This is a genomic window from Kitasatospora sp. NPDC001309 (assembly GCF_042896295.1).
GTDB lineage: Bacteria > Actinomycetota > Actinomycetes > Streptomycetales > Streptomycetaceae > Kitasatospora.
On the sequence record NZ_JBIAXC010000009.1, the window covers coordinates 202,660 to 224,821 of the forward strand.

Consider the following 22,162-nt stretch of genomic DNA (forward strand, 5'->3'; position numbering starts at 1 on the left):
GGTGAGCCGTTGCCGGTTCGGGACCGGGCGTTGGGATCTCCTTTGCCGGGGGATCACCGCCCCGTCACGGACGGTGGCTACCGCCCGGTCACGGGCGGACGGTGCCCCAGCCGTCGTCCTCCGCCCGGGAGCGGGTGAAGTACGGCACCCGGTCGGTGACGGCGTTCGGCAGCCTGTCCCCGACCCGGTCCGCGACGGCACCGGCCGCCTTCCCGGCCACCGCCCCGGCCTGCTGCCGCGCCCGGTCGGTGGCCCCCTGCACGGTCGGGTTCCGGGCGATCCGCCGGGTGACCTCGGTGATCTGTTCGTAGCGCCGGCGCCCGGCCCGCGAGCCGAGGACGTAGCCGGCCGCGAAACCCGCGGCCAACGACAGCTTCCACATGATCGGACCCACCCTCTCCTGGCGGCCTTCTGCCGCATTGCCCTACCCGTTGCCCGGGACGGCGAACCGTCCGCGCCCCCAGCATCCCCGGGTGCCGTCGGGGGCGCGCGCGGGGCACGCCGGACCGGAGGTTCGGGGCGGCCGGGGAAACGATTGGCGGACCACCCCCCCGAGTGCGCTAATGTATGTCCCGCAGCGAGCGCCGAGGAGCCCGGGTCACGGGAGCCGAAGCGGAAGCCGATCCCCCATAGCTCAATTGGCAGAGCAGCCGACTGTTAATCGGCAGGTTATTGGTTCGAGTCCAATTGGGGGAGCTCGGGAGTAGTGCTCCTCGGAGCCCGATTCCCGCCCGTGGTACGGAAGTTGAGTACCGCGATCCCGCATAGCTCAATTGGCAGAGCAGCCGACTGTTAATCGGCAGGTTATTGGTTCGAGTCCAATTGCGGGAGCTGCACCGGGTCCGCCCGGTGACTGCTCAGAGCGAAGGCCCCTCGGACGACCGGGGGGCCTTCGTGTTGTCCGCCCCGGTGTCGCGTGCGTCACCCCGCCGTGCCCTCCCCGGCGCCGCGGGCGGGCCGGGGAGGGCATCGCCGGGATCAGGTGGTCGCCCGCCGGTACAGGTCGGCGATCCGCTGGTCGAAGGCCACGCTGTACGAGGTGCCCGGGGTGTCCCCGCCCTCCTGGTAGCCGCCGATCACGCCGACCACCGTGCCGTCGCCGGTCACCCAGGGACTGCCGCTGGTGCCGTCGGTGTAGCCGCCGCAGTCGAAGCGTTCCTGGGTGGCGCTCTGCGAGCTGGTCCGGACCGCGCAGGTGATCGGTTCGTCGCTCTCGTTCGGGTAGCCGGTCACCGAGACCGCCAGTCCGACGCCCCGGCCGGTGCCGAGCGGGTTGCCGCCGACCGCCTCCTCGACCTGCCGGCCGTCGGCCGGGCGGACGGTGACGAAGGCCACGTCGTAGTCCGGGTCGTCGTCGGAGGCCCAGCGGGGATCGACGGTGATCGACTGCACCTGCCAACTCCCGTACGGGGAGTACCCGTTGCGGTAGCCGGGGGTGAACACCAGGCCGTCCAGCAGGCCGACCCGCTGGTTCTGCACGCAGTGCGCGGCGGTGACCAGCAGATTGCGCGCGGGGCTGCGCACCACGCTCGCCGTGCAGGACCGGGGGCCCTGGGCGCTGTGGACGGACAGCGTGCCGATCCGGTCGCGGGCCGCGCTCTGCTGGGCGACCTCGGCGTTCGGCGCCGCGTCCGGCCCGCTGCCGCACGCGGTGCCGGCGGTCAGCAGCAGGGCAGCCAGCGCGGTCGCTCCGGCCGCGCGCGCGGGCGGCACCGGGCGGGGGGCCATCGGGGCTCCGTCTCGTTCCTCGGGGCGGGCATCCGGGCCGTGCGTTCCGCCGTTCGAGAGGAAGATCTACCAGGCCGTGCCCGGCGGCGCCACTGCCGGGTGTTCGAATCGGTCCGGGGCCGGCCCGGTCAGCCGGTGGCCCGGTCGTAGAGCGCCTGGACCCGGTCGCCGAAGTAGCTGCTGTACGAGGTGTCCGGGCTGTTCCCGCCCTCCTGGTAGCCGCCGATCACGCCGACCACGGTGCCGGTCCTGGTGGACGGGTCGAAGTCGGTGACCCAGGGACTGCCGCTGGTGCCGCCGGTGTAGTCCGGGCAGTCGATCCGCAGCTGGGTGGCACTCTGTTCGGTGGTGGTGTTCGAGCAGGTGATCGGGACGTCGCTGCTGCCCGGGTAGCCGGTCACCCGCACCGGGACCTGGTAGCCGCGGTTGACGCCCAGTTTGTTGGCGCCGAGCACCTGCTGCACCTGCTGCCCGTTCTGCGCCTGGACGACGGCGAAGGCGACGTCCATGTCCGGGTCGGCGTGGTCCTTCCAGCCGTCGTCCACGCTGACCGCCAGCAGCGGCCAGACCCCGCTCGGGGTGTCGCCGTTGCGGTAGCCGGGGACGAAGACCAGGTCGCTGCGCCGGCCGATCCTCGGGTCCCAGACGCAGTGGGCGGCGGTGACGATCAGGTTGAGCCCGGCGCTGTCGACCACGCTGGCGGTGCAGAAGTGGTCCCCGTCCGCGTTGCGCGTGAACACCGCACCGACCAGGCCGTTGAGCACGGTGGGCTTGGCGGTGCGGGTGACCCCGGTGTGCTTGCCGATCGCCCCCTTGAAGCGCTGCTTGCTCCAGCCGTGGGCGTCGGCGGCACCGGGCGGTGCCGAGGTGACCGTCGGGGCGACGGTGCCGGGCCGCGCCGCGGTGGTGCACCCCGCCAGCGCGAAGGCCAGCACCAGTCCTCCGGCCGCAGCTCCCGCCCCACGCATCGTCATCAGCCCAGGCTGCCCTGTCCGGGCCCTCCGTCGCCACCCGGAGCCCGCCACCGGGGCGGGCGCGCGCCCTCCCGCACCCAGCTGCGCCCCCGGCGCGCACCACGGGTGATCGACCGGCTATGCTGCCCGGGACGGCCTCGCGGGGCCGTCTGCTGCTGCCGTGGCCGACGACCGGCACGCGCGGCGAACCGGGGCGGTAGCTCAGCCGGTTAGAGCAGGGGACTCATAATCCCTTGGTCGTGGGTTCGAGTCCCACCCGCCCCACTTCTCCCACCCCCGTGCGGCCCGTCGGCCGACGGGGCTCCAGGCGCGGCGAGAACAGACTGTACGCGCGCAAACATCCTCCGTGGCGATTACACGCCGAGGTTCACCCTCCCAGGGGACCCGGGGGCCGGTCGGGCCCGTGGCCTTCCGGGTCGCGTGGGGCCGGTACATCCCGCCTGCCGCGCGGCCGTGCACGCGGTGGCCGACCCATGGGCGTCGAGTCCTCAACTGCGCGTACCGGAGCATCACTTCGGGTGATCCGCCGGAGCGCGAGGCGAACCCCCCGGGATGCGACGGCCGGCGGCTCTGCGGCGCCCGGCGGCGTCGGACCGCGTTCACCCCTGGTGCGGTGCCCCGAAAAAGTGATATCACTTTGACAGCTGCAGCGGACGTCCGCGCGGCGCACATCGCACAAGGGGGAGTCGGTCCCATGACCGCACCGCACGTCTCCGTCGAGGACGGCCCCGTCCTCGACCTCCCGGCCCCGAGGGTCACCGAGCGGGTCATCACCGGGGCACCGGGGCTGCCGGTGCTCGGCGGCGCCCTGCTGGGCGTGCTCGCCGGGCTCGCCGGACTGATCGCCGGCGGGGTCCAACTCGCCGGTGGCGACAAGGGCCTGGGCGTTCCGCTGGTGGTCCTCGGACCACTGGTGCTGCTCGGCTCGCTGGTCCTGCTCTGCGGGCTGACGGTCGTCTCGCCCGGCTCGGCCCGGGTGGTCCAGCTGCTCGGCACCTACCGGGGGACGATCCGCGCCGAGGGGATCAGCTGGCTGAACCCCTTCACCAGCCGCCGGCACATCTCGCTGCGGATCCGCAACCACGAGACCGAGACCGCCAAGGTCAACGACGCGGACGGCAACCCGATCGAGATCGCCGCCGTGGTGGTCTGGCAGGTCGAGGACTCCGCGATGGCGGTGTTCGAGGTGGACGACTACGTCGACTTCGTCGCCATCCAGACCGAGACGGCCGTCCGGCACATCGCCACCAGCTACCCGTACGACGCCCACCACGAGGGGCAGTTGTCGCTGCGCGACGGCGCGGACGAGATCGCCCGCAAGCTGTCCGCCGAGATCGCCGCCCGGGTCGCCTCGGCCGGTGTGCGGGTCGTCGAGTCCCGGATCACCCGGCTCGCCTACGCGCCCGAGGTCGCCCAGGTGATGCTCCAGCGGCAGCAGGCCGGGGCCGTGGTGGCCGCCCGGCGGCTGATCGTCGAGGGCGCCGTCGGTATGGTCGAGGAGGCCTTGGACCGGCTCGCCGAGCGGGACGTGGTGGAGTTGGACGAGGAGCGCAAGGCCGCCATGGTGAGCAACCTCCTGGTGGTGCTCTGCGGCGACCGGGGCACCCAGCCCGTCGTGAACACGGGCTCCCTCTACCAGTAAGGGCGCGGCGTTGGCGACGGAACGGAAGAAGCTCCTGTTGCGACTGGATCCTTCGGTTCACGACGCACTGGCGAGGTGGGCCGCGGACGAACTGCGCAGCACCAACGCCCAGATCGAGTTCGTGCTCCGCCGCGCCCTCGGCGAGGCCGGCCGGATGCCCAGCGGTGCGGCCCGGCTTCCCCGGCGCGGCCGACCGCCCAAGGAGAGCCCGGAGGACGGCGGTCCCGCCGAGGACTGACCGCAGCGGCCGGGCGCTCCGCAGATCGTCCCTGATCCTTCGGAGACCGAGATGGACCTTCCCGTCAATCTGCCCGAGAAGCTCTACCTGCTCGCCTACGACCCCGAGCGCGGGCGGCTCACCCGCACGACCGACCTGGACCTGGCCCTGAGGGCGGCGGCGCTCACCGAGCTCCTCCGCCGCGGGCTGATCCGTGACGACGGCCGGCACCCGGCCGCCGTCGACGGCCCGACCGGCGGGCTCGACCCGCTCTCCGCCGCGCTGCTGGAGCAGATCCGCCAGGGGCGGCGGCGCACCTGGTGGAGCTGGATCGGGCGCCGGGGGAGGTCGGCGCGGGTGGTCCGCGACGGGCTCGCGGCCGCCGGGCGGATCCGGGTCGAGGAGCACCGGGTGCTCGGGATCTTCCCGGTCGCCCGGGTCACCCTGGCGGAGCCCCGGGTGCGCAAGGCGCTGGCGGCGAGCGTCACCTCGGCGCTGAGCGGACCGTTCAGCCGGGTCGACCCGGCGGACGCGGCGCTGGTCGCCCTGGTCGACGCGGCCCGGCTGAGTACGGCCCTGACCTGGCGCCACCGGCGCGAGTTCCGGGCCCGGATCGACAAGCTGGCCCCGGCGGCCGGCCCGGTCCCGCGCGCCCTGCGCCGGGCCGTCAACGCGAAGCACGCGGACGCCGGGACGGGCTGACCCGCCCCGGACGCGGCCCGCCGGCCCGGACGCCGAACGAACGGGCGTCCGGGCCGGCGGGCGTCCCGGGCCCGTAAGCTGGCCGGATGCTCGAACCCGCCCTGCTGCCGACCCCGCTGGTGGACTGCACCGACGGGGTGTTCGCCCGGGCCGGGGTGGAGCTGCGGCTCAAGCGGGACGACCTGCTGCACCCGACCGTCCCCGGCAACAAGTGGCGCAAGCTGGCCCCGAACCTGGCCGCCGCCGTCGAACAGGGGCACACCCGGCTGCTGACCTTCGGCGGCGCCTACTCGACCCACCTGCGGGCGGTCGCGGCCGCCGCCGGCGCGCTCGGACTGGAGAGCGTCGGGCTGGTGCGCGGCGAGGAGCTGGCCGACCGGCCGCGCAACTGGTCGCTGCGGGCCGCCGAACGCTCCGGGATGCGGCTGGAGTTCCTCACCCGGGCCGCCTACCGGGAGGCCACCGGCCGGGCCCTCGCCGGGGACGGCACCGGCGACGGTACGGAGGTGGAGCGCCGCTGGGGCCGCTGCCTGGTGCTCCCGGAGGGCGGCTCCAACGCCCTGGCCGCGGTCGGCGCGGCCGCGATCACGGCCGAACTGCCCGACCTGGGCGGGGACGACGTGGTCTGCTGCCCGGTGGGCACCGGCGGCACCCTGGCCGGGATCGCGGCGGGCCTGCCGCCGGGTGCCCGGGCGCTCGGGGTGGCCGTGCTGCGCGGCGGCGAGGGCTACCTGGAGGCGGAGGTCGCCCGGCTGCACCGGGCCGGGTTCGGGCGGGAGTTCGCCGACTGGCGGATCGACCACGCGCACCACGGCGGCGGCTACGGCAAGGTCCCGGCCGAACTCGACGCCTTCGCCGCGGAGTTCGAACGCCGCCACGGCATCCCGGTGGAACGCCGGTACGTCGCCAAGCTGCTCGCCGCCCTGGCCGACCTGGCCGCGGCGGGTGCCTTCGTGCGCGGCACCCGCCTGACGGCCGTGGTCACCGGCCTGCCGGACCCGGAGTAACCGGGCCCTAGGATCCGAAGGTCAGGTCGGCACAGGGGTCGGTGTCGGCGCCGCGGGTGTTCTCCGCTATGCCGGTCGGGATCCCGCTGGGCGCGGTGGCCGTGGGCGAGGGCGCGGTCACCGAGTTCAGCTGGGTGCCGGCCGCCCGGTAGTCCGCCCCGAGGGTGACGGTGATCGCGCCCGAGCCGGGCTCCTCGACGGTGCGGGCGCCGGGGAAGAGCGCTGCGACCTGGTCGGCGGTGGTCTTGAGCGTCGGGTCGTAGGAGACCTCGGTGCGCTGCTTGCCGGGGTTGTTGGCGCCGAGGGTGACGTTCTGGAAGCCGCGTCCCTTGAGGGTCTCGGCGCCGGAGCCGGCCAGCCCGGCGGTGCCGACGCCGTTGACCACGGTGACCGGGGCGCCGGCCTGTTCGGCGGTGAGCGGCGCGTTCGTCCCGGGGCCCGCGCTCGGCGAGGCGGAGGCGGAGGCCGCGGCGGCGGTGGCCGCGCCGGTGCCGGCGGTGCCCTGCCCGTCCAGGGTGCGGTCCTCGCGCAGCAGCTTCCACAGCGCGTCGGCGTCCGGCTGGACCAGCCGCACCCGTTCCCCGGCGAAGCGCCAGGGGGCGGTGACGAAGGTGACGTCGGAGAGCTTGATGTCCTCCAGCGAGCGGGCGAAGTCCACCAGCTTCATCGCGGTGCCGAGGCCCTCGTCCACGGTGAGCGACTTGGTGGCGGCGTCGGCCAGCGGCAGCAGCGTGGGCAGCGAGAAGCCCTGGGACTGGACCTTCTTGATCATCGAGGAGAGGAAGGCCTGCTGGCGCTTCATCCGGCCTATGTCGGAGTTGTCGCCGATGCCGTGCCGGGTCCGCAGGTAGTCGACCGCGGACTTGCCGGAGAGCTTCTGCATCCCCTTCTTGAGCTGGATGCCGTACTCGTTGACGTCGTTGGGCACGCAGGCGTCCACGCCGCCGATGGCGTCGGTCATCGCGGCGGCGCCCTTGAAGTCGACCACGACGGTGTGGTCGACCCGCAGCCCGGTGAGGTTCTCCACGGTGTTCTGGGTGCAGGCCGGGTTGCCCTTGGCGAGTTCGCCGAGGCTGAACGCCGAGTTGAACATCTGGTCGGTGCGGGGCTTGCTCCAGCTGCCGTTCGCCAGCTTGCAGGACGGGATGGTGACCAGGGTGTCGCGGGGGATCGAGACCCCGACGGCGTGCTTGTGGTCGGCGTAGACGTGCACCAGGATCGCGGTGTCCGAGTTGCCGACGCCCTCGTCGCCGCCGCCCAGCGAGTTGTTGCCGTCGTCGCGGGTGTCCGAGCCGAGCAGCAGGATGTTGACCGGCACCTGGGCGCCGGGGCTGGCCGGCACGGGGGCCGGCGGGCGCTCGGTGGCGACGCCGCCCGCGTCGAAGGTGGTGATGTTGCTGTCCAGCCGGTGGTAGAACCAGGCCCCCGCCCCCACGACCGACAGCACCAGAACGGCGGCCAGGCCGATGGCGGTCCGCAGGTAGCGGCGCCGGCGCGTGCTGCTGCTCATCCCGTGCCCCCCGTCTTCACGTTTCTCGCGTTCGATGTTCGAACGTTAGACGTTCCGGAAGGCCGTTCGGTTACCTCCTGAGTGCGGGCGAATCGGGCAGCAGTGCTGTGATGCTGCTCACGCGCCGGGGTCGGCGGCGCCGGTGAGCATCCGCCGGAGCAGGTCCCGCAGGACGGTGCGCTCCTGCGGGCCGAGCGCGGCGAGCGGCTCGCGGGCGAAGTTGAGCGACTCGCGCAGCTCCTCGGAGGCGGCCGCGCCGGTCTCGGTGGCGGCGACCAGCTTGACCCGGCGGTCCTGCCGGTCGGCCTCCCGGGTGACGAAGCCGCGGGCCTCCAGCCGGTCGACGATGCCGGTGATGTTGGAGGGCTCGCAGCTGAGCGTCTGGGCGATGTGGCGCATCGGCAGCGGGCCGCGCCGCAGCAGCGCGAGCACCTTGGCCTGGGCGCCGGTGAGCGAGCGGGCGGCGGCGGCCTCCTCGTACTCGCGATGGAACAGGGCGACCAGGTTGGCCATCAGGTCGACGACCTCGCGGGTGATCTCGTCGGACTGCGGCGTGGCGACCTCGGTCTGCTGGGTGTCCATGCCCCAGAGTCTACCTGAAAAGTTGACAACATGAACCTTTCATGTCCATCGTTACTTCAGTTGCTCAACCTTTTACCTGCCGAAACCCCCCCCAAGGAGCACCTCCATGGCAGAGCAGGCCGCCCCCGCGACCGCCCGTGAATGGCACCTCGCCGCCCGCCCCCAGGGCTGGCCGGTGCCCGCCGACTTCGCCCTGGTCGAGGCCCCGGTCCGGACCCCGGGCCCGGGCGAGATCCTGGTCCGCAACACCCACCTGTCGGTCGACCCGTACATGCGCGGCAGGATGAACGACACCAAGTCCTACGTGCCCCCGTTCCAGCTCGGCCAGGCGATGGACGGCGGCGCGGTCGGCTACGTGGTCGCCTCCGAGGCGGAGGGCTTCGCCCCCGGCGACGCCGTGCTGCACGGGCTCGGCTGGCGCGAGTACGCCACCCTGGACGCGAAGCGCGCGGTCAAGGTCGACCCGGCGGCCGGCCCGCTCTCCGCCTACCTCGGCGTGCTCGGCATGCCCGGCCTGACCGCCTACGCCGGACTGCTCGCCGTCGGCGCCCTCAAGGAGGGCGACAAGGTCTTCGTCTCCGGCGCGGCCGGCGCCGTCGGCTCGCTGGTCGGCCAGATCGCCCGGCTCAAGGGCGCCTCGCTGGTGGTCGGCTCGGCCGGCTCGGCGGAGAAGGTCGCCAAGCTGGTGGACGACTTCGGCTTCGACGCGGCCTTCAACTACAAGGACGCCCCGGTCGCCGAGCAGCTCGCCAAGGCCGCCCCGGAGGGCATCGACCTCTACTTCGACAACGTCGGCGGGGACCACCTGGAGGCCGCGATCGGCGCCCTCGGCGTGCACGGCCGCGCGGTGCTCTGCGGCGCGATCGCCCAGTACAACGACACCACCCCTCCCGCCGCCCCGCGCAACCTGGCGCTGGCGATCGGCAAGCGGCTGCGCCTGGAGGGCATGCTGGTCGGCGACCACGCCGCCCTGCAGCCGCAGTTCGTGGCCGAGGTGGGCGGCTGGCTGCGCTCCGGCGAGCTGCGCTCCGAGGAGACCGTGGTGGACGGCTTCGACAACGCCGTCGAGGCCTTCCTCGACCTGCTCCGCGGCGTCAACACCGGCAAGATGGTGGTCCGCCTGGACGGCTGACCCTCCGTCAGGGCCATTGGTCCGGAGTCGAACCCGCCCCGCCGCCCCGACCGGGCGCGCGGGGCGGTTCGCGTGCACGGCGCAGGGGATCCGGCCGCACTACCGCATTCCGGCCGGATCCGAAAGTGCGTCATCCATCGCCCCGCGCCGCGCGGTACGGTGGTCCCGCCCGGCGATGGGGCCGTTCGGGGGAGAGATCCGGCCGAGGGGTAGACCTCGTTGAGGATTCGACTAGCATTGAGCGAAAGCCTGTCCGTTTTGCTCAATTTAGTAGCTTAATGTCGGCTAACGTGGGTAACTGTGGATCAACTGCAGGCACGAGGCAGCTGGGGAAGGCGACCCTCGTCCACAGCCTGGAGGTCCCGGTGACGACACGTGGAGTTCTCTACATCCACTCCGCGCCCCGCGCGCTGTGCCCGCACGTCGAGTGGGCCGTCGCGGGGGTGCTCGGTGTGCGGGTGAGCCTGGACTGGATCCGCCAGCCGGCCGCACCCGGGCACTGGCGTGCCGAGCTCTCCTGGCAGGGGGAGCCCGGCACCGCTTCGAAGCTCGCCTCCGCGCTGCGCGGCTGGCAGCTGATGCGGTACGAGGTGACCAGCGAGCCCTGCGCCACGGCGGAGGGCGAGCGGTACAGCAGCACGCCCACGCTCGGCATCTTCCACGCCGTCACGGGCATCCACGGCGACATCCTGATCCCCGAGGACCGGCTGCGGGCCGTCCTGCTGCGGGCCCGCAGCGAGGGGGCCGACCTGGAGGCCGAGATCTCCCGGCTGCTGGGCAAGCCCTGGGACGACGAGCTGGAGCCGTTCCGCTACGCGGGCGAGGGCGCCCCGGTGCGCTGGCTGCACCAGGTGGTCTGAGCCCGCGGGACGACACGACGGAGGGGCCGGCGCTCGATCCGAGCGCCGGCCCCTCCGTCACGGGCGTCAGCGGGTGCGGAAGGCCAGCACCACGTTGTGGCCGCCGAAGCCGAACGAGTTGTTCAGCGCGGCGATCCGGCCCTCGGGCAGCGGGGTCGCCTCGGTCACGACCTTCGCGTCCACCTCGTCGTCCAGCTCCTCGACGTTGATGGTCGGCGGGGCGATCCGGTGGTGCAGCGCCAGCACGGTGGCGACGGTCTCGATGCCGCCGGCGCCGCCCAGCAGGTGGCCGGTCATCGACTTGGTGGCGGAGACCAGGATGTGGTCGAGGTCCTCGCCCAGCTCCTTGCGGAGCGCCTTGAGCTCGGCGGTGTCGCCCTGCGGGGTCGAGGTGGCGTGCGCGTTGACGTGCACGATCTCGGCCTTGTCCAGCTCGTTGCGGTCGAACAGGTCGGCCAGCGCGCGGGCCACACCGGCACCGGTCGGCTCGGGCTGGGCGATGTGGTGGGCGTCCGAGGACAGGCCCTGGCCGACGGCCTCGCAGTAGATCCGGGCGTTGCGGGCCTCGGCGTGCTCCAGCGACTCCAGCACGACCACGCCGGCGCCCTCGCCCAGCACGAAGCCGTCCCGGGCCTTGTCGTACGGGCGCGAGGCACGCTCGGGCTCGTCGTTGTTCTTGGACATCGCCATCATGTTGGCGAACGCGGCGATCGGCAGCGGGTGGATGGCCGCCTCGGTGCCGCCGGCCACCACGACGTCGGCGCGGCCGCTGCGGATCATCTCGATCGCGTAGCCGATCGCCTCGGCGCCGGAGGCGCAGGCGGAGACGGGGGTGTGCACACCCGCGCGGGCGCCGACCTCCAGGCCGACGTTGGCCGCCGGGGAGTTGGGCATCAGCATCGGGACGGTGTGCGGGGAGACCTTGCGGGCGCCCTTCTCCCGCAGCACGTCGTACTGGTCGAGCAGGGTGGTCACGCCGCCGATGCCGGAGGCGATCACGGCGCCCAGGCGCTCGGGGGCGAGCTTGGAGGACTCGTCGGTGGCCGGGGTCTCGTAGCCGGCGTCGGCCCAGGCCTCGCGGGCGGCGATCAGCGCGAACTGGGCGGAGCGGTCGAGCTTGCGGGCCAGCGGGCGGGGCAGGATCTCGCCCGGCTCGACCGCGGTGCGTGCGGCGATCCGGACCGGCAGGTCCTGGGCCCACTCCTCGGTCAGCGCCGCCACTCCGGAGCGCCCGGCGATCAGGTTCTCCCAGGTGGTGGCGGCGTCGCCGCCCAGCGGCGTGAAGGCGCCGATACCCGTGACGACCACGGTTCGGTTCTCAGCGGTCACTGGTTTCTCTTCTTTCACGTTTCGTGCGGGGTCGGCGGCGAGCCGAAGAAGGGCCCGGCCGGGCGCCCGGTGGGGCGTCCCGGCCGGCGGGTCGACGTGGCTCTCGGAGCCGGGCCGACGGGTCAGCCGTCCTGGGCGTGCGTCACGCCGGACGGACTGGGCGACTCGTACGAGTCGATCGCTCAGGCGGCGTTGGTGAGGATGTAGTTCACCGCGTCGCCGACGGTCTTCAGGTTCTTGACCTCGTCGTCCGGGATCTTGACGTCGAAGCGCTCCTCGGCGGCCACGACGACCTCGACCATGGACAGCGAGTCGACGTCCAGGTCGTCGGTGAAGGACTTGTCCTCCTGGACGTCCTCGCCCGGGATACCGGCGATCTCGTTGACGATCTCGGCGAGACCTTCCAGGACCTCGTCCTTGGTGTAAGCCATACCGGCTGCTCCTCTTCGGTGTTGAACGTGTCCGACCGTCGGCCGGGCACGGGCTTGTGGATGGGGTGGGGCGAAACGCGCCTAGGGGAGCGTAACGACTGCCGCGGCGTAGACGAGACCCGCCCCGAACCCGATGATCAGCGCGAGGTCGCCGCTGTGGGCCTCGCCGGACTCCAGCATGCGCTCCATCGCCAGCGGGATGGAGGCCGCGGAGGTGTTGCCGGTCTCCGCGATGTCGCGGGCGACCGGCACCGACGCGGGCAGCTTGAGCGCCTTGATCATGGCGTCGGTGATCCGCATGTTGGCCTGGTGCGGGATGAAGGCGCCGAGCTGGTCGGCGGTGATCCCGGCGGCGTCCAGCGCCTGCTGGGCCACCTTGGCCATCTCCCAGACCGCCCAGCGGAACACCGGCTGGCCGTCCATCCGCAGGGCCGGCCACTTGTGGTCCTGCTCCTCGCCCGGGCCGTTGATGGCGTCGGGCTTGGCGAAGGCGGTGTCCCAGGCCTGCGTCTGGCTGATGACGTCGGACTGCGAGCCGTCCGAGCCCCAGATCAGCTTGCCGATGCCCGGCGTGTCGGACGGGCCGACGATCGCGGCGCCGGCGCCGTCGCCGAAGATGAAGGCGGTCGAGCGGTCCGACTTGTCGGTCAGGTCGCTGAGCCGCTCGACGCCGATCACCAGCACGTACTCGGCGTTGCCGCCGCGGATCATGCCGTCAGCCAGGCCCAGGCCGTAGCCGAAGCCGGCGCAGGCGGCCGAGATGTCGAAGGCCGGGGCGGTGCCGCAGCCGAGCCGTTCGGCGATCTCGGTGGCGATCGCGGGGGTCTGCTTGAGGTGCGAGACGGTCGCGACGATCACGCCGCCGATCTGCTCGGCGGAGATGCCGGCCTGCGCGACGGCCTTGCCGGCGGCCTGCAGCGACATCTCGGCGACGCTCTCCTCCGGGCCCGCCCAGCGGCGCTCGGCGATCCCGCTCCGGGTGCGGATCCACTCGTCCGAGGAGTCGATCCACTCCAGGACCTCGGAGTTGGGGATGACCCGGACCGGGCGGTAGCCGCCGACCCCGTGGATCCGGGAGTACTGCGCGCCGGTGGCGGGGCGGATCTGGGGCTTGGTCATGCCAGGTCCTCCTGGTCCTGCTGGTCCGGCTGCTCCTGGCCGCTGTGCTCCGCGATGAGCGCACGGGCCTTGTCCAGGTCGGCGGGGGTCTTCAGGGCGAGCGTGGCCACGCCCTTGAGGTTGCGCTTGAGCAGCCCCGTGAGCGTGCCCGCGGGGGACAGCTCGATCACGGCGGTCGCGCCCAGCCGGCCGAGGGTCTCCGTGCAGAGGTCCCAGCGGACCGGGTTGGAGACCTGCGACACCAGGCGGGCCAGCACCTCGGCGCCGGAGTCGACGACCCCGCCGTCCCTGTTGGACACGTAGGTGACCTGCGGGTCGGCCACGGCCAGGCTCGGGGCCAGCGCGGCGAGCCGCTCGACACCGGGGGCCATGTGCTCGGTGTGGAACGCACCGGCCACCTTGAGCGCGATCAGCTTGGCGCCGGCCGGCGGGTCGGCCTTGAGGGCCTCCAGCTGGACCAGCGTGCCGGCCGCGACGATCTGGCCGCCGCCGTTGTTGTTGGCCGCGGTCAGGCCGTGCTCGGCCAGCTTCGCCGCGACGACCTCGGGGTCGCCGCCGAGCACGGCGGTCATGCCGGTCTCGGTGACGGTGGCGGCCTCGGCCATGGCCAGGCCGCGCTCACGGACGAAGGTCAGCGCCTCGGCCGCGCCGAACACGCCGGCGAGGGCGGCGGCGGTGATCTCACCGACGCTGTGGCCGGCGACGGCGCCGGTCAGCTTGCGGGCGACGTCCTCGTCCGGGAACAGCGCGCGGGCGGTCACCAGACCGGCCGCGACCAGCAGCGGCTGGGCGACGGCCGTGTCCTTGATCTCCTCGGCGGAGGCCTCCGTCCCGGCGTGCACCAGGTCGAGCCCGGCGGGCTCCGACCAACGGCGCAGGCGGTCGGCGACACCGTCCAGCTCCAGCCAGGGGCTGAGGAAACCGGGGGACTGGGCACCCTGTCCAGGGGCGACGATTACGAGCACGGTTCAACCCTCTCTCGCCAGGCGCCCGGGGGCGGGTAGGCGACGGTAACGAAGAAAACCATCCGGGATTGTATGGTCCCTACACCCCGGCTCAACCGGGCTCCCCGGCGGCGGTGAGCCGGCCGAGGGCCAGTGCGATCCGCAGGGTGAACGCCGAACGTACGTCGGAGGGGGCGTACCCCGTGACGTCGGTCACACGTCGTAGCCGGTAGCGCACCGTGTTGGGGTGCACGAAGAGCATTCGGGCCGCGCCCTCCAGGGAGGACGCCTGCTCCAGGTAGACGCTCAGCGTCTCCAGCAGGGCGGAGCCGGCCTCGTCCAGCGGTGTGTAGATCTCCTCCACCAACTGGCGGCGGGCGGCCTGGTCCCCGGCGAGCGCCCGTTCGGGCAGCAGGTCGTCGGCGAGCACCGGGCGCGGGGCGTCCGGCCAGGCGGCGCAGGCGCGCAGTCCGGACGCGGCGGCGTGCGCCGAGCGGGTCGCCGAGAGCAGGTCCGGCACGGTCGGGCCGATCACCACCGGGCCCGGCGCGAACTGGCCGATCAGCGCCCGGGCGGCGTGCACCGGCTCCTTCTCGCCGCCGACCACGACCACCAGGCGCTTGCCCAGCACCCCGGTCAGCACGTTCAGCTTGGCGTACCGGGCGGCCCGGCGGATCGCCTCGACCACCAGCTCGCTGTCGCCGTCCGGGGCGCTGCCCATCACCACCCGGACCTGGCTGGGCTGGCCCCAGCCCAGGGCGGCCGCCCGGGACAGCACGCCCTCGTCGGCGTCGCCGGACAGCAGGGAGTTCACCACCAGCGCCTCCAGCCGGGCGTCCCAGGCGCCGCGCGCCTCGGCCGCCTGGGCGTACACCTGGGCGGTGGCGAAGGCGATCTCCCGGGCGTAGACCAGCACGGACTCGCGCATGTCCGCCTCGTCGCCGGGGGCGGCCACTTCCTCGATGGCCTCCTCCATCACCTCGATCGTGGTGCGGATCAGCTCCACGGTCTGGCGCAGCGTGATCGCCCTGGTCAGCTCGCGCGGGGCGGTGCCGAAGACGTCGGTGGAGATCGCCCGGGCGGCCTCCGGGTGGCGGTACCACTCGGTGAAGGCGGCGATGCCCGCCTGGGCGACCAGGCCGATCCAGGAGCGGTGCTCCGGCGGCATCCGCCGGTACCAGCCGAGCTGGTCGTCCATCCGCGAGATCGCGGCGGTGGCCAGCTTCCCCGAGGACTTCTCCAGCCGCTTGAGCGTCGCGGCCCGGCGCTCGGCCCGCTCGGCGGCGTTCCGGCGCTCCTGGGCGGTCAGACGGGGGGCGGGGCGGCCGGGGCGGTCGCGGGCGGTCCGGGGAGCCGGGCTCTTCCCGGTGGGTTCGGCGGGCGGCGTGGGTTCGCTCTTGGAGTTCGCGGAAGCGGCTGGCACAAGGACAAGACTGCCTCACGCGAGTGACTGCTCGTGCACACCCCCCGGTGCGGGGGCACGGTGGTGCCGCTCACGGCCCCGGGGCGCGGGGCGCGTCCGCGCCCCGGCGCGCGCCGTCCGGAGCAGTACGGTGAGGGGCGTGACCGACGACGCCGCCCGCCCCCGCGCCGACCAGCGCCGCACCGCCGAGCGCTACCGCTCCACCCCCGCCGAGGGCATCGAGACCCGACACGCGTTCTCCTTCTCCGGCCACTACGACCCGAAGAACACCCACTTCGGCGCGCTGCTCGCGTGCAACGAGGAACTCCTGGCGCCCGGCGCCGGGTTCGAGGAGCACAAGCACCGGGACACCGAGATCCTCACCTGGGTGCTGGAGGGCGCGCTGGCCCACCGGGACTCGCACGGCCACGGCGGGGTGGTGCGCCCGGGCATGGTCCAGCACCTCAGCGCCGGCTCCGGGGTCACCCACACCGAGCGCAACGTCGGCGGCGCCACCGGGCCGGTGCGCTTCGTCCAGATGTGGCTGCAGCCGGACGAGTTCGACGCCGCCCCCGCGTACGGGCTGCGCAAGGTGGAGCGGGCGGACGGCGGGTTGACGCTGCTGGCCTCCGGCCTGGAACGCGACGCCGGGACGGACGCCCTGCGGCTGCGCCGCCGCGACGCCGCGCTCTGGCTGGCCACCGCCGGCCCCTGGCAGCCGCTGCCCGAACTGCCCGCCGCGCCCTGGCGGTACGCCCACCTGACGGCCGGCTCCCTGGGTTACCGGACCGTGCCCGGGCCCAAGGGCGCCGGGCGGTCGATGGCGCCCGGCGACAGCGTGCGGGTCACCGGCGAGGCCTTCGCCGACCCGGCGGCCGGGGAGACCGGCGCCGAACTCCTGCTCTGGGAGATGCACTCGCCGGTCTCGTACGGCTGAGGTCAGCCCCGCAGTTCGCCGAGGACGGCGTCGGACAGCGGCGGCCAGGCCTCCACGGCCCAGGGGCCGAAGTCCCGGTCGGTGAGCGCGACGCAGGCCGCGCCGGCCCGCGGGTCGACCCAGAGGAAGGTGCCGGACTGGCCGAAGTGGCCGAAGGTCTCGGGGGAGTTGGCGGTGCCGGTCCAGTGCGGGCTCTTGCCGTCGCGGATCTCGAAGCCGAGGCCCCAGTCGTTCGGGCGGCGGTGCCCGTAGCCGGGCAGCACGCCGCTGGTGCCGGGGAAGGCGACCTCGCGGGTGGCCCGCCGGACGGTGGACGGGTCCAGCAGCTTCGGGGACTGCAGCTCGGCAGCGAACCGGGCCAGGTCGGCCACCGTGGACAGGCCGCCGGCGCCGGCCGGGGACTTGCTCGCGGTGTTGATCAGGGTGTCGTGCATGCCCAGCGGCTCGAACACCGCCTCGGCGACGTACCGGTGGAACGCGATCCCGGCGGCCTCGGCCAGGGTGGCCGCCAGCACGTCGAAACCGGCGTTGGAGTAGAGCCGGCGCTTGCCGGGCTCGGAGAACAGCCGGTCCTCGTCGAAGCCGAGGCCCGAGGTGTGGGCGAGCAGGTGGCGGACGGTGGAGCCGGGCGGGCCGGCCGGGTCGTCCAGCTCGAACACGCCCTCCTCCAGGGCGACCAGGGCCGCGTAGGAGGTGAGCAGCTTGGTCACCGAGGCCAGCGGGAAGAGGTGCTGCTGCGGGCCGTGGGCGCCCAGCACCGCGCCGTCCGACCCCCGGACCACCGCGGCGGCGGCGTGGGGCACGGGCCAGTTGTCGATCATCCGCAAGCTCTCCATGCGGTCGACTCTAATGTGCGGTCCGGTCGGGTGGCGGGGGCACCCGGGTGGGTGGCTTGCTTGGAGTGCACTCCAACTCGGTAGCGTCGTCGGCACAGGACAGGGGGAATCGATCATGGCCACACCCGTACGGGCCCGGGCCGGTCTGCGCAGCTGCGCCGAGGTCTTCAACGGCCAGGACAGTGAGCCGGACCGGACCCCGCGGCACACCATCAGCGAGGTCGCCGCCGTCAGTGGGCTGACCGCCCACACGCTCCGCTGGTACGAGCGGATCGGCCTGCTCGACCCGGTCGACCGCGCGGCCGGCGGCCAGCGCCGCTACTGCGACGGCGACCTGCGCCGGCTGGCCTTCCTGGGCCGGCTGCGGCTGACCGGGATGTCGGTGGCGGACATGCTCAGGTACGTCGACATGGCCCGCCGCGGCGACGAGACCTACGTCGAGCGCCGGGAGCTGCTGGAGACCCAGCGCGAGGAGGTCCGGCAGCGGATCGTCGACCTCCAGGCCACCCTGGCCGTCCTCGACCACAAGATCGATCTCTATGCCGGGAGGATCGCCGACAGTGCCGGCGCCCCCGTCCGAAGCCAGCACCACCGAGTAGAGGAAGAGCAGAGCGCATGACTCACCCCGTCCTCCCCACCGCACCCCTCGGCACCGACGGCCCGCTGGTGGGCGTCCAGGGCCTCGGCTGCATGGGCATGAGCGAGTTCTACGGCCCGACCGACTCCGACGAGGCGCGCGCCACCCTGGACGCCGCGCTGGAGGCCGGCGTCACCCTGTTCGACACCGCGGACATGTACGGCCACGGCCGCAACGAGGAGTTCCTCGCCCCGTTCGTCCGCGCCAACCGCGACCGGGTGGTCATCGCCACCAAGTTCGCCATCGACCGCAGCGAGGAGGACCCGAGCCGCCGGGCCATCCGCAACGACCCGGAGTACATCCGCACCGCGGTGGAGGGCTCGCTGCGCCGCCTCGGCGTGGAGACGATCGACCTGTACTACATGCACCGCCGTGACCCGGCCGTGCCGCTGGCCGACTCGGTCGGCGCGATGGCCGAGCTGGTGAAGGCCGGCAAGGTGCGGCGGCTGGGGCTGTCCGAGGTGACCGGGGCCGAGCTGCGCGAGGCGCACGCCGTCCACCCGATCGCCGCGGTGCAGTCCGAGTGGTCGGTGTTCGCCCGGGACGTCGAGCGCTCCGCGGTGCCGGCCGCGGCCGAGCTGGGCGTCGCCTTCGTGCCGTACTCGCCGCTCGGGCGGGGCTTCCTGACCGGCGCCTTCCAGGACGCGGCGACCCTCACGGCGGGCGACTTCCGCCGCAGCAGCCCGCGCTACACCGGGGAGAACGCCGTCGCCAACGGCGAACTGCTCACCCCGCTGCGGGAGATCGCCGCCGCCCACGACGCGACGCTCGCCCAGGTCGCGCTGGCCTGGGTCCAGCAGCGGGCCCAGGTGCACGGGCTGACCGTGGTGCCGATCCCCGGCACCCGCAAGCGCAGCCGGCTCGCCGAGAACACCGGTGCGGTCGCCCTGCGGCTGAGCACGGAGGAGCTGGCGCTGCTGGAGCCGCTGGCCGGCCGGGTGGCGGGCGAGCGCTACGCGGACATGAGCAACACCTCGGTCGGGCGCGAGTAGTCGGGTGGTACAGCCGTGCGGGGCCGGGGGGTCGTCGACCTCCCCGGCCCCGCACGGGGTTGTGCGGCCTCAGGCCTTGCGGCCCGTCCAGGCGGCCAGCCGGGCGTGCACGTCGGCGTCCTCGGCGACCGGCAGCACCGCGCCGAACGGGACCCCCTCGACCCGGCCCTCGGGCGGCAGGACCAGCTCGGCGACGGCCAGCGCGGTGCGGGCCAGCCCCTCGTCCAGGGCGAAGCCGTTGCCGAGGGCGGTGGCGATGTCCCAGGAGTGGGTCACCGTCTCCATCACGTAGCCGCCGACCACCATCCCGCCGGGCACCTCGCCCCAGGGTGCGGAGGTCGGGCGGCCCAGCTTGGCGTCGTCCGCCCAGGCGGCGGTGGCGCGGGCGGCGGCCCGGGCGAGCGCGGCCGGCCAGCCGTCGTCCGCCGGGTCCTCGATGCCGGGCAGGATGTCCGCGGCCAGGCCGCCCTCGCCCATGTAGGCGAACCGGTGGATGCCGCCGACCACGTGGTTCAGCAGCTGACGCAGCGTGTACTCGTCGCACGGGGTGGGCCGGTCGAGGTCGGCGGGGGTGACGGCGGCGACCAGCTGCGCCAACTGGCCGAGGGCGGCGAGGTACTGGGGGCGGGCGTCCTGGACGGCGTTCATCTTCGGTCAACTCCTGGGTGCGGTGCGGTCCTTGCTCGGGGCGGCCCTCTGCCGGGGGCGGCCCCTGCCCGGACCGTTCGGTCGGGCTCGGAACGCAATCTCCCAGTAAAACCTGACAAGTGCCGTCAGGATTCTTGGGATCCTGGAGCCATGAAGGCCGACCGCCTGCTCTCGATCCTGCTGCTGCTCCAGACCCGGGGCCGGGTGCCCGCCACCGAACTGGCCGAACGGCTGGAGGTGTCCGTCCGCACCATCTACCGGGACGTCGAGTCGCTCTCCGCCGCCGGGGTGCCGGTGTTCACCGAACGCGGCCGGCACGGCGGCATCAACCTGCTGCCCGGCTACCGCACCGACGTCACCGGGCTGACCGCCGACGAGGCGCGGGCCCTGTTCGTGCTCTCCGCCCAGGGCGCCCACAGCGACCTCGGGCTGGACGGTGCGCTCGGCTCGGCGCTGCGCAAGGTGATGGCCGCGCTGCCCGCCCCGCACCGCCCGGCCGCCGAGCGGGTCAGCGAGCGGATCCTGGTCGACCCGGCACGCTGGATGCAGAACCCGCAGGCGGGCGCCGGCAGTCCGCCGGACCTGGGCGAGCTGCAGTACGCGGTCTTCGCCGACCGGCGGCTGCGGCTGCGCTACCGGCACAGCGGGGCGCCCGCGCCGGTGGAGTACACCGTCGACCCGTACGGCCTGGTGAACAAGGCCGCGGTCTGGTACCTGGTGGCCGATCTGCACGGCGAGCCGCGGCTGTTCCGGGCCGACCGGGTGCTGGCCGCCGAGACCGCCGAGGAGGCGGTGCGCCGCCGGGCCGGGGTGGCGCTCGGCGAGGTGTGGGCGGCGCTGCGCGAGCAGGTGGAGCGGCTGCCCGTGGACGTGCCGGTACCGGTGCGGGTGCGGCGCGGGCGGCTGGACATGTTCCTGCGCATCCACGGCGGCCGGGTCACGGCCCTGCCGCCGGAGACGGACAGCGGAGTGGCCGAGGAGTGGGTCGAGCTGGCGATGGCCTTCCCGTCCGCGGCGGCCGTCCGCTCACTGCTGGCCTTCGGCGCCGAGGTCGAGGTGCTGGGCCCGCCGGCCGCCCGGCGCGAGCTGGCGCGGGCGGCGGCGGAGGCCCTGCGGCTGTACCAGGAGCAGTGACGCCCCAACAGGGCCTAGGAGTTGGACTGGGGCCGGACGACGTCGCGGTAGTCGCCGAGCGAGATCGCCGCGAAGTTGTGCAGGCTGTCGGTGCCGTCGGTGAAGTAGCCGTTGTGGCCGGCCGCGCGGGCGGAGGAGATCTGCTCGGCACCGAAGCCGCCGCCGGTCGGGTCGGCGCCGTGGCCGAGCTTGCCGACCTCCAGGAACGGGACGTTGCCGATCCAGTCGCTGGGGTTGCGGGTGGCCCACACGTGGACGCCGCTGCCCAGCTCGTCGGCCGACTGCACGCCCATGCCCGGGCTGCCGAACACCATCATGTCGGTGATGCCGGAGGTGTCGGACGGCGAGGCGGCCGCCCGCGGGATCTTCGGGGCGGCGGTGCCGCACACCACCGAGCCGTACGAGTGGCAGAGCAGCGCCGGGGGCGCGTCCGGGCGGGTGGTCTCCCGCAGGCCCGCCAGCAGTCGCTCCAGCCGGGGCGCGGCGACGTCGGCGAGCCGGGAGGTGGCCGCGTCCGGGCCGAGGCCCGAGGGGGTGACGTACCCCGTCCAGGCGATCACGGCGGTGCGGGTGCCCGGGGCCTGGCGCTGCTCCTCGGAGTACAGGGCGCGGGCCATGCCGGCCGGGGAGCGCAGCGGCTCGGCCGCCTGGTCGAAGTGGCCGAGGTCGGCGTCGGAGCCCGGGACGATGACGGAGACGTGCTCGGCGTCGGCGAGGTCGCCCCAGACCTCGGTGACCAGGCCGCGGCCGCGCGGGTCGAAGGCGAGGACCTGCCGGTCGGGGGTGAGCAGGTGGTCGACGTCGTTGGCGCGGGAGACGGCCAGGGCGCGGGTGTCGGCGTCCAGCTTCTTGTCGGCCGCGCGGGCCCGGGCGGCGTCGCGCTCGTTCGCCAGGGCGATCCGGTTGGCGCGGTAGCGCAGGTCCAGCGGGGCGCCGTCGTAGTTGCCGACGACCAGCGGGTAGTCCTTGATCAGCCGGTCCAGCTCGGTGGGGGCGAGCGAGGCGAAGAAGGCGGCGGCGTCGGCCGGGCTGGTGGTGGCCGGGTCGGGCAGGACGCGGCCGAAGGAGTGGTCCTGGATCCAGGCGGCGCTGCCGGCCGGAGGCGTGGAGATCGCCAGCTGCTCCGAGGAGACCGCGGCGGCGGCTGCCGAGGCACCCGCGTCGGCGAGCACGGCACAACCCGCGAACGCCCCGATCAGTACCCGCTTCCAGCGTCGACGGTTGCGCACCGCACCAACTCCCTTGGGGCCCGTCACCGTTTCTCGGGCGGTGCCCGGAGGGTGCGAAATGGACTTGCTGACTTCCCTGGGAAAGCGTAGAGGTCACAGGAGGGTGACGGACACGCCCAAACTGTGGGATGGATCACATGAACCGGGAGTGTCCTCCCGACGTCCTTGTG

At 73.8% G+C, this 22,162-nt stretch carries 23 protein-coding genes and 3 tRNA genes; 13 read left to right on the plus strand and 13 right to left on the minus strand.

Annotation, left to right across the window (positions count from 1 at the left end; all coding sequences use genetic code 11):
• Positions 1 to 88: 88 nt before the first annotated feature.
• Positions 89 to 382, minus strand: a complete 294-nt coding sequence (locus ACFY2K_RS12610) for a hypothetical protein (RefSeq protein ID WP_375892545.1) — start codon at positions 380 to 382, stop codon at positions 89 to 91.
• A gap of 241 nt (positions 383 to 623) precedes the next feature.
• Between ACFY2K_RS12610 and ACFY2K_RS12615 the strand changes: the two genes are divergently transcribed.
• Together ACFY2K_RS12615 and ACFY2K_RS12620 are read left to right on the plus strand one after the other, a co-directional pair.
• Positions 624 to 696 (plus strand) — tRNA-Asn (locus ACFY2K_RS12615).
• Between the two features lie 62 nt (positions 697 to 758).
• Positions 759 to 831 (plus strand) — tRNA-Asn (locus ACFY2K_RS12620).
• A gap of 147 nt (positions 832 to 978) precedes the next feature.
• On the opposite strand, the gene ACFY2K_RS12625 is transcribed toward ACFY2K_RS12620, so the two are convergent.
• On the minus strand, positions 979 to 1,728 hold the full coding sequence (locus tag ACFY2K_RS12625) for a trypsin-like serine peptidase (protein ID WP_380401627.1): 750 nt from the start codon (positions 1,726 to 1,728) through the stop codon (positions 979 to 981).
• A gap of 128 nt (positions 1,729 to 1,856) precedes the next feature.
• Positions 1,857 to 2,702: a trypsin-like serine peptidase gene (locus tag ACFY2K_RS12630; protein ID WP_380527564.1), complete on the minus strand. Its 846-nt coding sequence runs from the start codon at positions 2,700 to 2,702 to the stop codon at positions 1,857 to 1,859.
• Positions 2,703 to 2,892: 190 nt separating this feature from the next.
• Here ACFY2K_RS12630 and ACFY2K_RS12635 point away from each other — a divergent pair.
• The 5 genes from ACFY2K_RS12635 to ACFY2K_RS12655 all read left to right on the plus strand — a co-directional run bounded on the left by ACFY2K_RS12635 (position 2,893) and on the right by ACFY2K_RS12655 (position 6,270).
• Positions 2,893 to 2,966, plus strand: a tRNA-Ile gene (locus ACFY2K_RS12635).
• A gap of 430 nt (positions 2,967 to 3,396) precedes the next feature.
• Positions 3,397 to 4,344, plus strand: coding sequence for an SPFH domain-containing protein (locus tag ACFY2K_RS12640; RefSeq protein WP_380527562.1), 948 nt, complete (start codon positions 3,397 to 3,399; stop codon positions 4,342 to 4,344).
• A 10-nt stretch (positions 4,345 to 4,354) separates the two neighbouring features.
• Entirely contained in the window at positions 4,355 to 4,582 is a 228-nt protein-coding gene (locus tag ACFY2K_RS12645; protein ID WP_380401618.1) for a hypothetical protein, read from the plus strand.
• 51 nt (positions 4,583 to 4,633) lie between these two features.
• Entirely contained in the window at positions 4,634 to 5,263 is a 630-nt protein-coding gene (locus ACFY2K_RS12650) for a GPP34 family phosphoprotein (protein ID WP_375892551.1), read from the plus strand.
• Between the two features lie 86 nt (positions 5,264 to 5,349).
• Positions 5,350 to 6,270: a 1-aminocyclopropane-1-carboxylate deaminase/D-cysteine desulfhydrase gene (locus ACFY2K_RS12655; RefSeq protein ID WP_387711185.1), complete on the plus strand. Its 921-nt coding sequence runs from the start codon at positions 5,350 to 5,352 to the stop codon at positions 6,268 to 6,270.
• 7 nt (positions 6,271 to 6,277) lie between these two features.
• Here ACFY2K_RS12655 and ACFY2K_RS12660 read toward each other — a convergent pair whose 3' ends face one another.
• Positions 6,278 to 7,780 carry an LCP family protein gene (locus ACFY2K_RS12660; protein ID WP_387711187.1) on the minus strand — a complete coding sequence of 501 codons (1,503 nt, stop codon included), beginning with the start codon at positions 7,778 to 7,780 and terminating at the stop codon, positions 6,278 to 6,280.
• A 117-nt stretch (positions 7,781 to 7,897) separates the two neighbouring features.
• Positions 7,898 to 8,362, minus strand: coding sequence for a MarR family winged helix-turn-helix transcriptional regulator (locus tag ACFY2K_RS12665; RefSeq protein WP_375887716.1), 465 nt, complete (start codon positions 8,360 to 8,362; stop codon positions 7,898 to 7,900).
• A gap of 106 nt (positions 8,363 to 8,468) precedes the next feature.
• Between ACFY2K_RS12665 and ACFY2K_RS12670 the strand changes: the two genes are divergently transcribed.
• Together ACFY2K_RS12670 and ACFY2K_RS12675 are read left to right on the plus strand one after the other, a co-directional pair.
• On the plus strand, positions 8,469 to 9,494 hold the full coding sequence (locus ACFY2K_RS12670; protein ID WP_380527557.1) for an NADP-dependent oxidoreductase: 1,026 nt from the start codon (positions 8,469 to 8,471) through the stop codon (positions 9,492 to 9,494).
• Positions 9,495 to 9,859: 365 nt separating this feature from the next.
• Positions 9,860 to 10,354 carry a DUF3145 domain-containing protein gene (locus ACFY2K_RS12675; protein ID WP_270147090.1) on the plus strand — a complete coding sequence of 165 codons (495 nt, stop codon included), beginning with the start codon at positions 9,860 to 9,862 and terminating at the stop codon, positions 10,352 to 10,354.
• A 66-nt stretch (positions 10,355 to 10,420) separates the two neighbouring features.
• On the opposite strand, the gene fabF is transcribed toward ACFY2K_RS12675, so the two are convergent.
• The 5 genes from fabF to ACFY2K_RS12700 all read right to left on the minus strand — a co-directional run bounded on the left by fabF (position 10,421) and on the right by ACFY2K_RS12700 (position 15,486).
• Positions 10,421 to 11,683, minus strand: coding sequence for a beta-ketoacyl-ACP synthase II (fabF, locus tag ACFY2K_RS12680; protein ID WP_375887723.1), 1,263 nt, complete (start codon positions 11,681 to 11,683; stop codon positions 10,421 to 10,423).
• A gap of 182 nt (positions 11,684 to 11,865) precedes the next feature.
• Positions 11,866 to 12,114: an acyl carrier protein gene (locus ACFY2K_RS12685; protein WP_375887726.1), complete on the minus strand. Its 249-nt coding sequence runs from the start codon at positions 12,112 to 12,114 to the stop codon at positions 11,866 to 11,868.
• Between the two features lie 81 nt (positions 12,115 to 12,195).
• A complete protein-coding gene (locus tag ACFY2K_RS12690) occupies positions 12,196 to 13,233 on the minus strand; it encodes a beta-ketoacyl-ACP synthase III (protein WP_375887728.1) in 1,038 nt (345 codons plus the stop codon).
• Positions 13,230 to 14,198, minus strand: coding sequence for an ACP S-malonyltransferase (locus ACFY2K_RS12695; RefSeq protein WP_375887730.1), 969 nt, complete (start codon positions 14,196 to 14,198; stop codon positions 13,230 to 13,232). Before ACFY2K_RS12695 ends, ACFY2K_RS12690 begins: the two co-directional genes overlap by 4 nt.
• A gap of 91 nt (positions 14,199 to 14,289) precedes the next feature.
• Positions 14,290 to 15,486 (minus strand): PucR family transcriptional regulator, encoded by a 1,197-nt coding sequence (locus ACFY2K_RS12700; RefSeq protein ID WP_375888120.1) that lies wholly within the window; start codon positions 15,484 to 15,486, stop codon positions 14,290 to 14,292.
• A 253-nt stretch (positions 15,487 to 15,739) separates the two neighbouring features.
• Between ACFY2K_RS12700 and ACFY2K_RS12705 the strand changes: the two genes are divergently transcribed.
• The gene (locus tag ACFY2K_RS12705; protein ID WP_380527554.1) at positions 15,740 to 16,516 is read left to right on the plus strand and encodes a pirin family protein; all 777 of its coding nucleotides are present in this window, start codon (positions 15,740 to 15,742) and stop codon (positions 16,514 to 16,516) included.
• 2 nt (positions 16,517 to 16,518) lie between these two features.
• On the opposite strand, the gene ACFY2K_RS12710 is transcribed toward ACFY2K_RS12705, so the two are convergent.
• Positions 16,519 to 17,352, minus strand: coding sequence for a serine hydrolase domain-containing protein (locus ACFY2K_RS12710; protein ID WP_380527552.1), 834 nt, complete (start codon positions 17,350 to 17,352; stop codon positions 16,519 to 16,521).
• A 115-nt stretch (positions 17,353 to 17,467) separates the two neighbouring features.
• Between ACFY2K_RS12710 and ACFY2K_RS12715 the strand changes: the two genes are divergently transcribed.
• The gene (locus ACFY2K_RS12715; RefSeq protein WP_375887738.1) at positions 17,468 to 17,971 is read left to right on the plus strand and encodes a MerR family transcriptional regulator; all 504 of its coding nucleotides are present in this window, start codon (positions 17,468 to 17,470) and stop codon (positions 17,969 to 17,971) included.
• Positions 17,968 to 18,981, plus strand: a complete 1,014-nt coding sequence (locus ACFY2K_RS12720) for an aldo/keto reductase (RefSeq protein ID WP_375887741.1) — start codon at positions 17,968 to 17,970, stop codon at positions 18,979 to 18,981. Before ACFY2K_RS12715 ends, ACFY2K_RS12720 begins: the two co-directional genes overlap by 4 nt.
• Positions 18,982 to 19,050: 69 nt before the next feature.
• Here ACFY2K_RS12720 and ACFY2K_RS12725 read toward each other — a convergent pair whose 3' ends face one another.
• Entirely contained in the window at positions 19,051 to 19,629 is a 579-nt protein-coding gene (locus ACFY2K_RS12725; RefSeq protein ID WP_375887744.1) for a TIGR03086 family metal-binding protein, read from the minus strand.
• A 150-nt stretch (positions 19,630 to 19,779) separates the two neighbouring features.
• Here ACFY2K_RS12725 and ACFY2K_RS12730 point away from each other — a divergent pair, with 150 nt between their 5' ends.
• Positions 19,780 to 20,763 carry a helix-turn-helix transcriptional regulator gene (locus tag ACFY2K_RS12730; RefSeq protein WP_380527548.1) on the plus strand — a complete coding sequence of 328 codons (984 nt, stop codon included), beginning with the start codon at positions 19,780 to 19,782 and terminating at the stop codon, positions 20,761 to 20,763.
• A gap of 14 nt (positions 20,764 to 20,777) precedes the next feature.
• Here the strand turns inward: ACFY2K_RS12730 and ACFY2K_RS12735 are convergent, their stop codons facing one another.
• Positions 20,778 to 21,992, minus strand: a complete 1,215-nt coding sequence (locus ACFY2K_RS12735) for an alpha/beta hydrolase (protein WP_375887749.1) — start codon at positions 21,990 to 21,992, stop codon at positions 20,778 to 20,780.
• Between the last annotated feature and the right edge of the window lie 170 nt (positions 21,993 to 22,162).

Coding starts and splice junctions, on each gene's coding strand:
- ACFY2K_RS12685 (WP_375887726.1), bottom strand. CDS start 12,114: ATGGCTTACACCAAGGACGAGGTCCTGGAAGGTCTCGCCGAGATCGTC.
- ACFY2K_RS12710 (WP_380527552.1), bottom strand. CDS start 17,352: ATGGAGAGCTTGCGGATGATCGACAACTGGCCCGTGCCCCACGCCGCC.
- ACFY2K_RS12720 (WP_375887741.1), top strand. CDS start 17,968: ATGACTCACCCCGTCCTCCCCACCGCACCCCTCGGCACCGACGGCCCG.
- ACFY2K_RS12670 (WP_380527557.1), top strand. CDS start 8,469: ATGGCAGAGCAGGCCGCCCCCGCGACCGCCCGTGAATGGCACCTCGCC.
- ACFY2K_RS12730 (WP_380527548.1), top strand. CDS start 19,780: ATGAAGGCCGACCGCCTGCTCTCGATCCTGCTGCTGCTCCAGACCCGG.
- ACFY2K_RS12640 (WP_380527562.1), top strand. CDS start 3,397: ATGACCGCACCGCACGTCTCCGTCGAGGACGGCCCCGTCCTCGACCTC.
- ACFY2K_RS12715 (WP_375887738.1), top strand. CDS start 17,468: ATGGCCACACCCGTACGGGCCCGGGCCGGTCTGCGCAGCTGCGCCGAG.
- ACFY2K_RS12665 (WP_375887716.1), bottom strand. CDS start 8,362: ATGGACACCCAGCAGACCGAGGTCGCCACGCCGCAGTCCGACGAGATC.
- ACFY2K_RS12630 (WP_380527564.1), bottom strand. CDS start 2,702: ATGACGATGCGTGGGGCGGGAGCTGCGGCCGGAGGACTGGTGCTGGCC.
- ACFY2K_RS12690 (WP_375887728.1), bottom strand. CDS start 13,233: ATGACCAAGCCCCAGATCCGCCCCGCCACCGGCGCGCAGTACTCCCGG.
- ACFY2K_RS12650 (WP_375892551.1), top strand. CDS start 4,634: ATGGACCTTCCCGTCAATCTGCCCGAGAAGCTCTACCTGCTCGCCTAC.
- ACFY2K_RS12610 (WP_375892545.1), bottom strand. CDS start 382: ATGTGGAAGCTGTCGTTGGCCGCGGGTTTCGCGGCCGGCTACGTCCTC.
- ACFY2K_RS12660 (WP_387711187.1), bottom strand. CDS start 7,780: ATGAGCAGCAGCACGCGCCGGCGCCGCTACCTGCGGACCGCCATCGGC.
- ACFY2K_RS12655 (WP_387711185.1), top strand. CDS start 5,350: ATGCTCGAACCCGCCCTGCTGCCGACCCCGCTGGTGGACTGCACCGAC.
- ACFY2K_RS12625 (WP_380401627.1), bottom strand. CDS start 1,728: ATGGCCCCCCGCCCGGTGCCGCCCGCGCGCGCGGCCGGAGCGACCGCG.
- ACFY2K_RS12725 (WP_375887744.1), bottom strand. CDS start 19,629: ATGAACGCCGTCCAGGACGCCCGCCCCCAGTACCTCGCCGCCCTCGGC.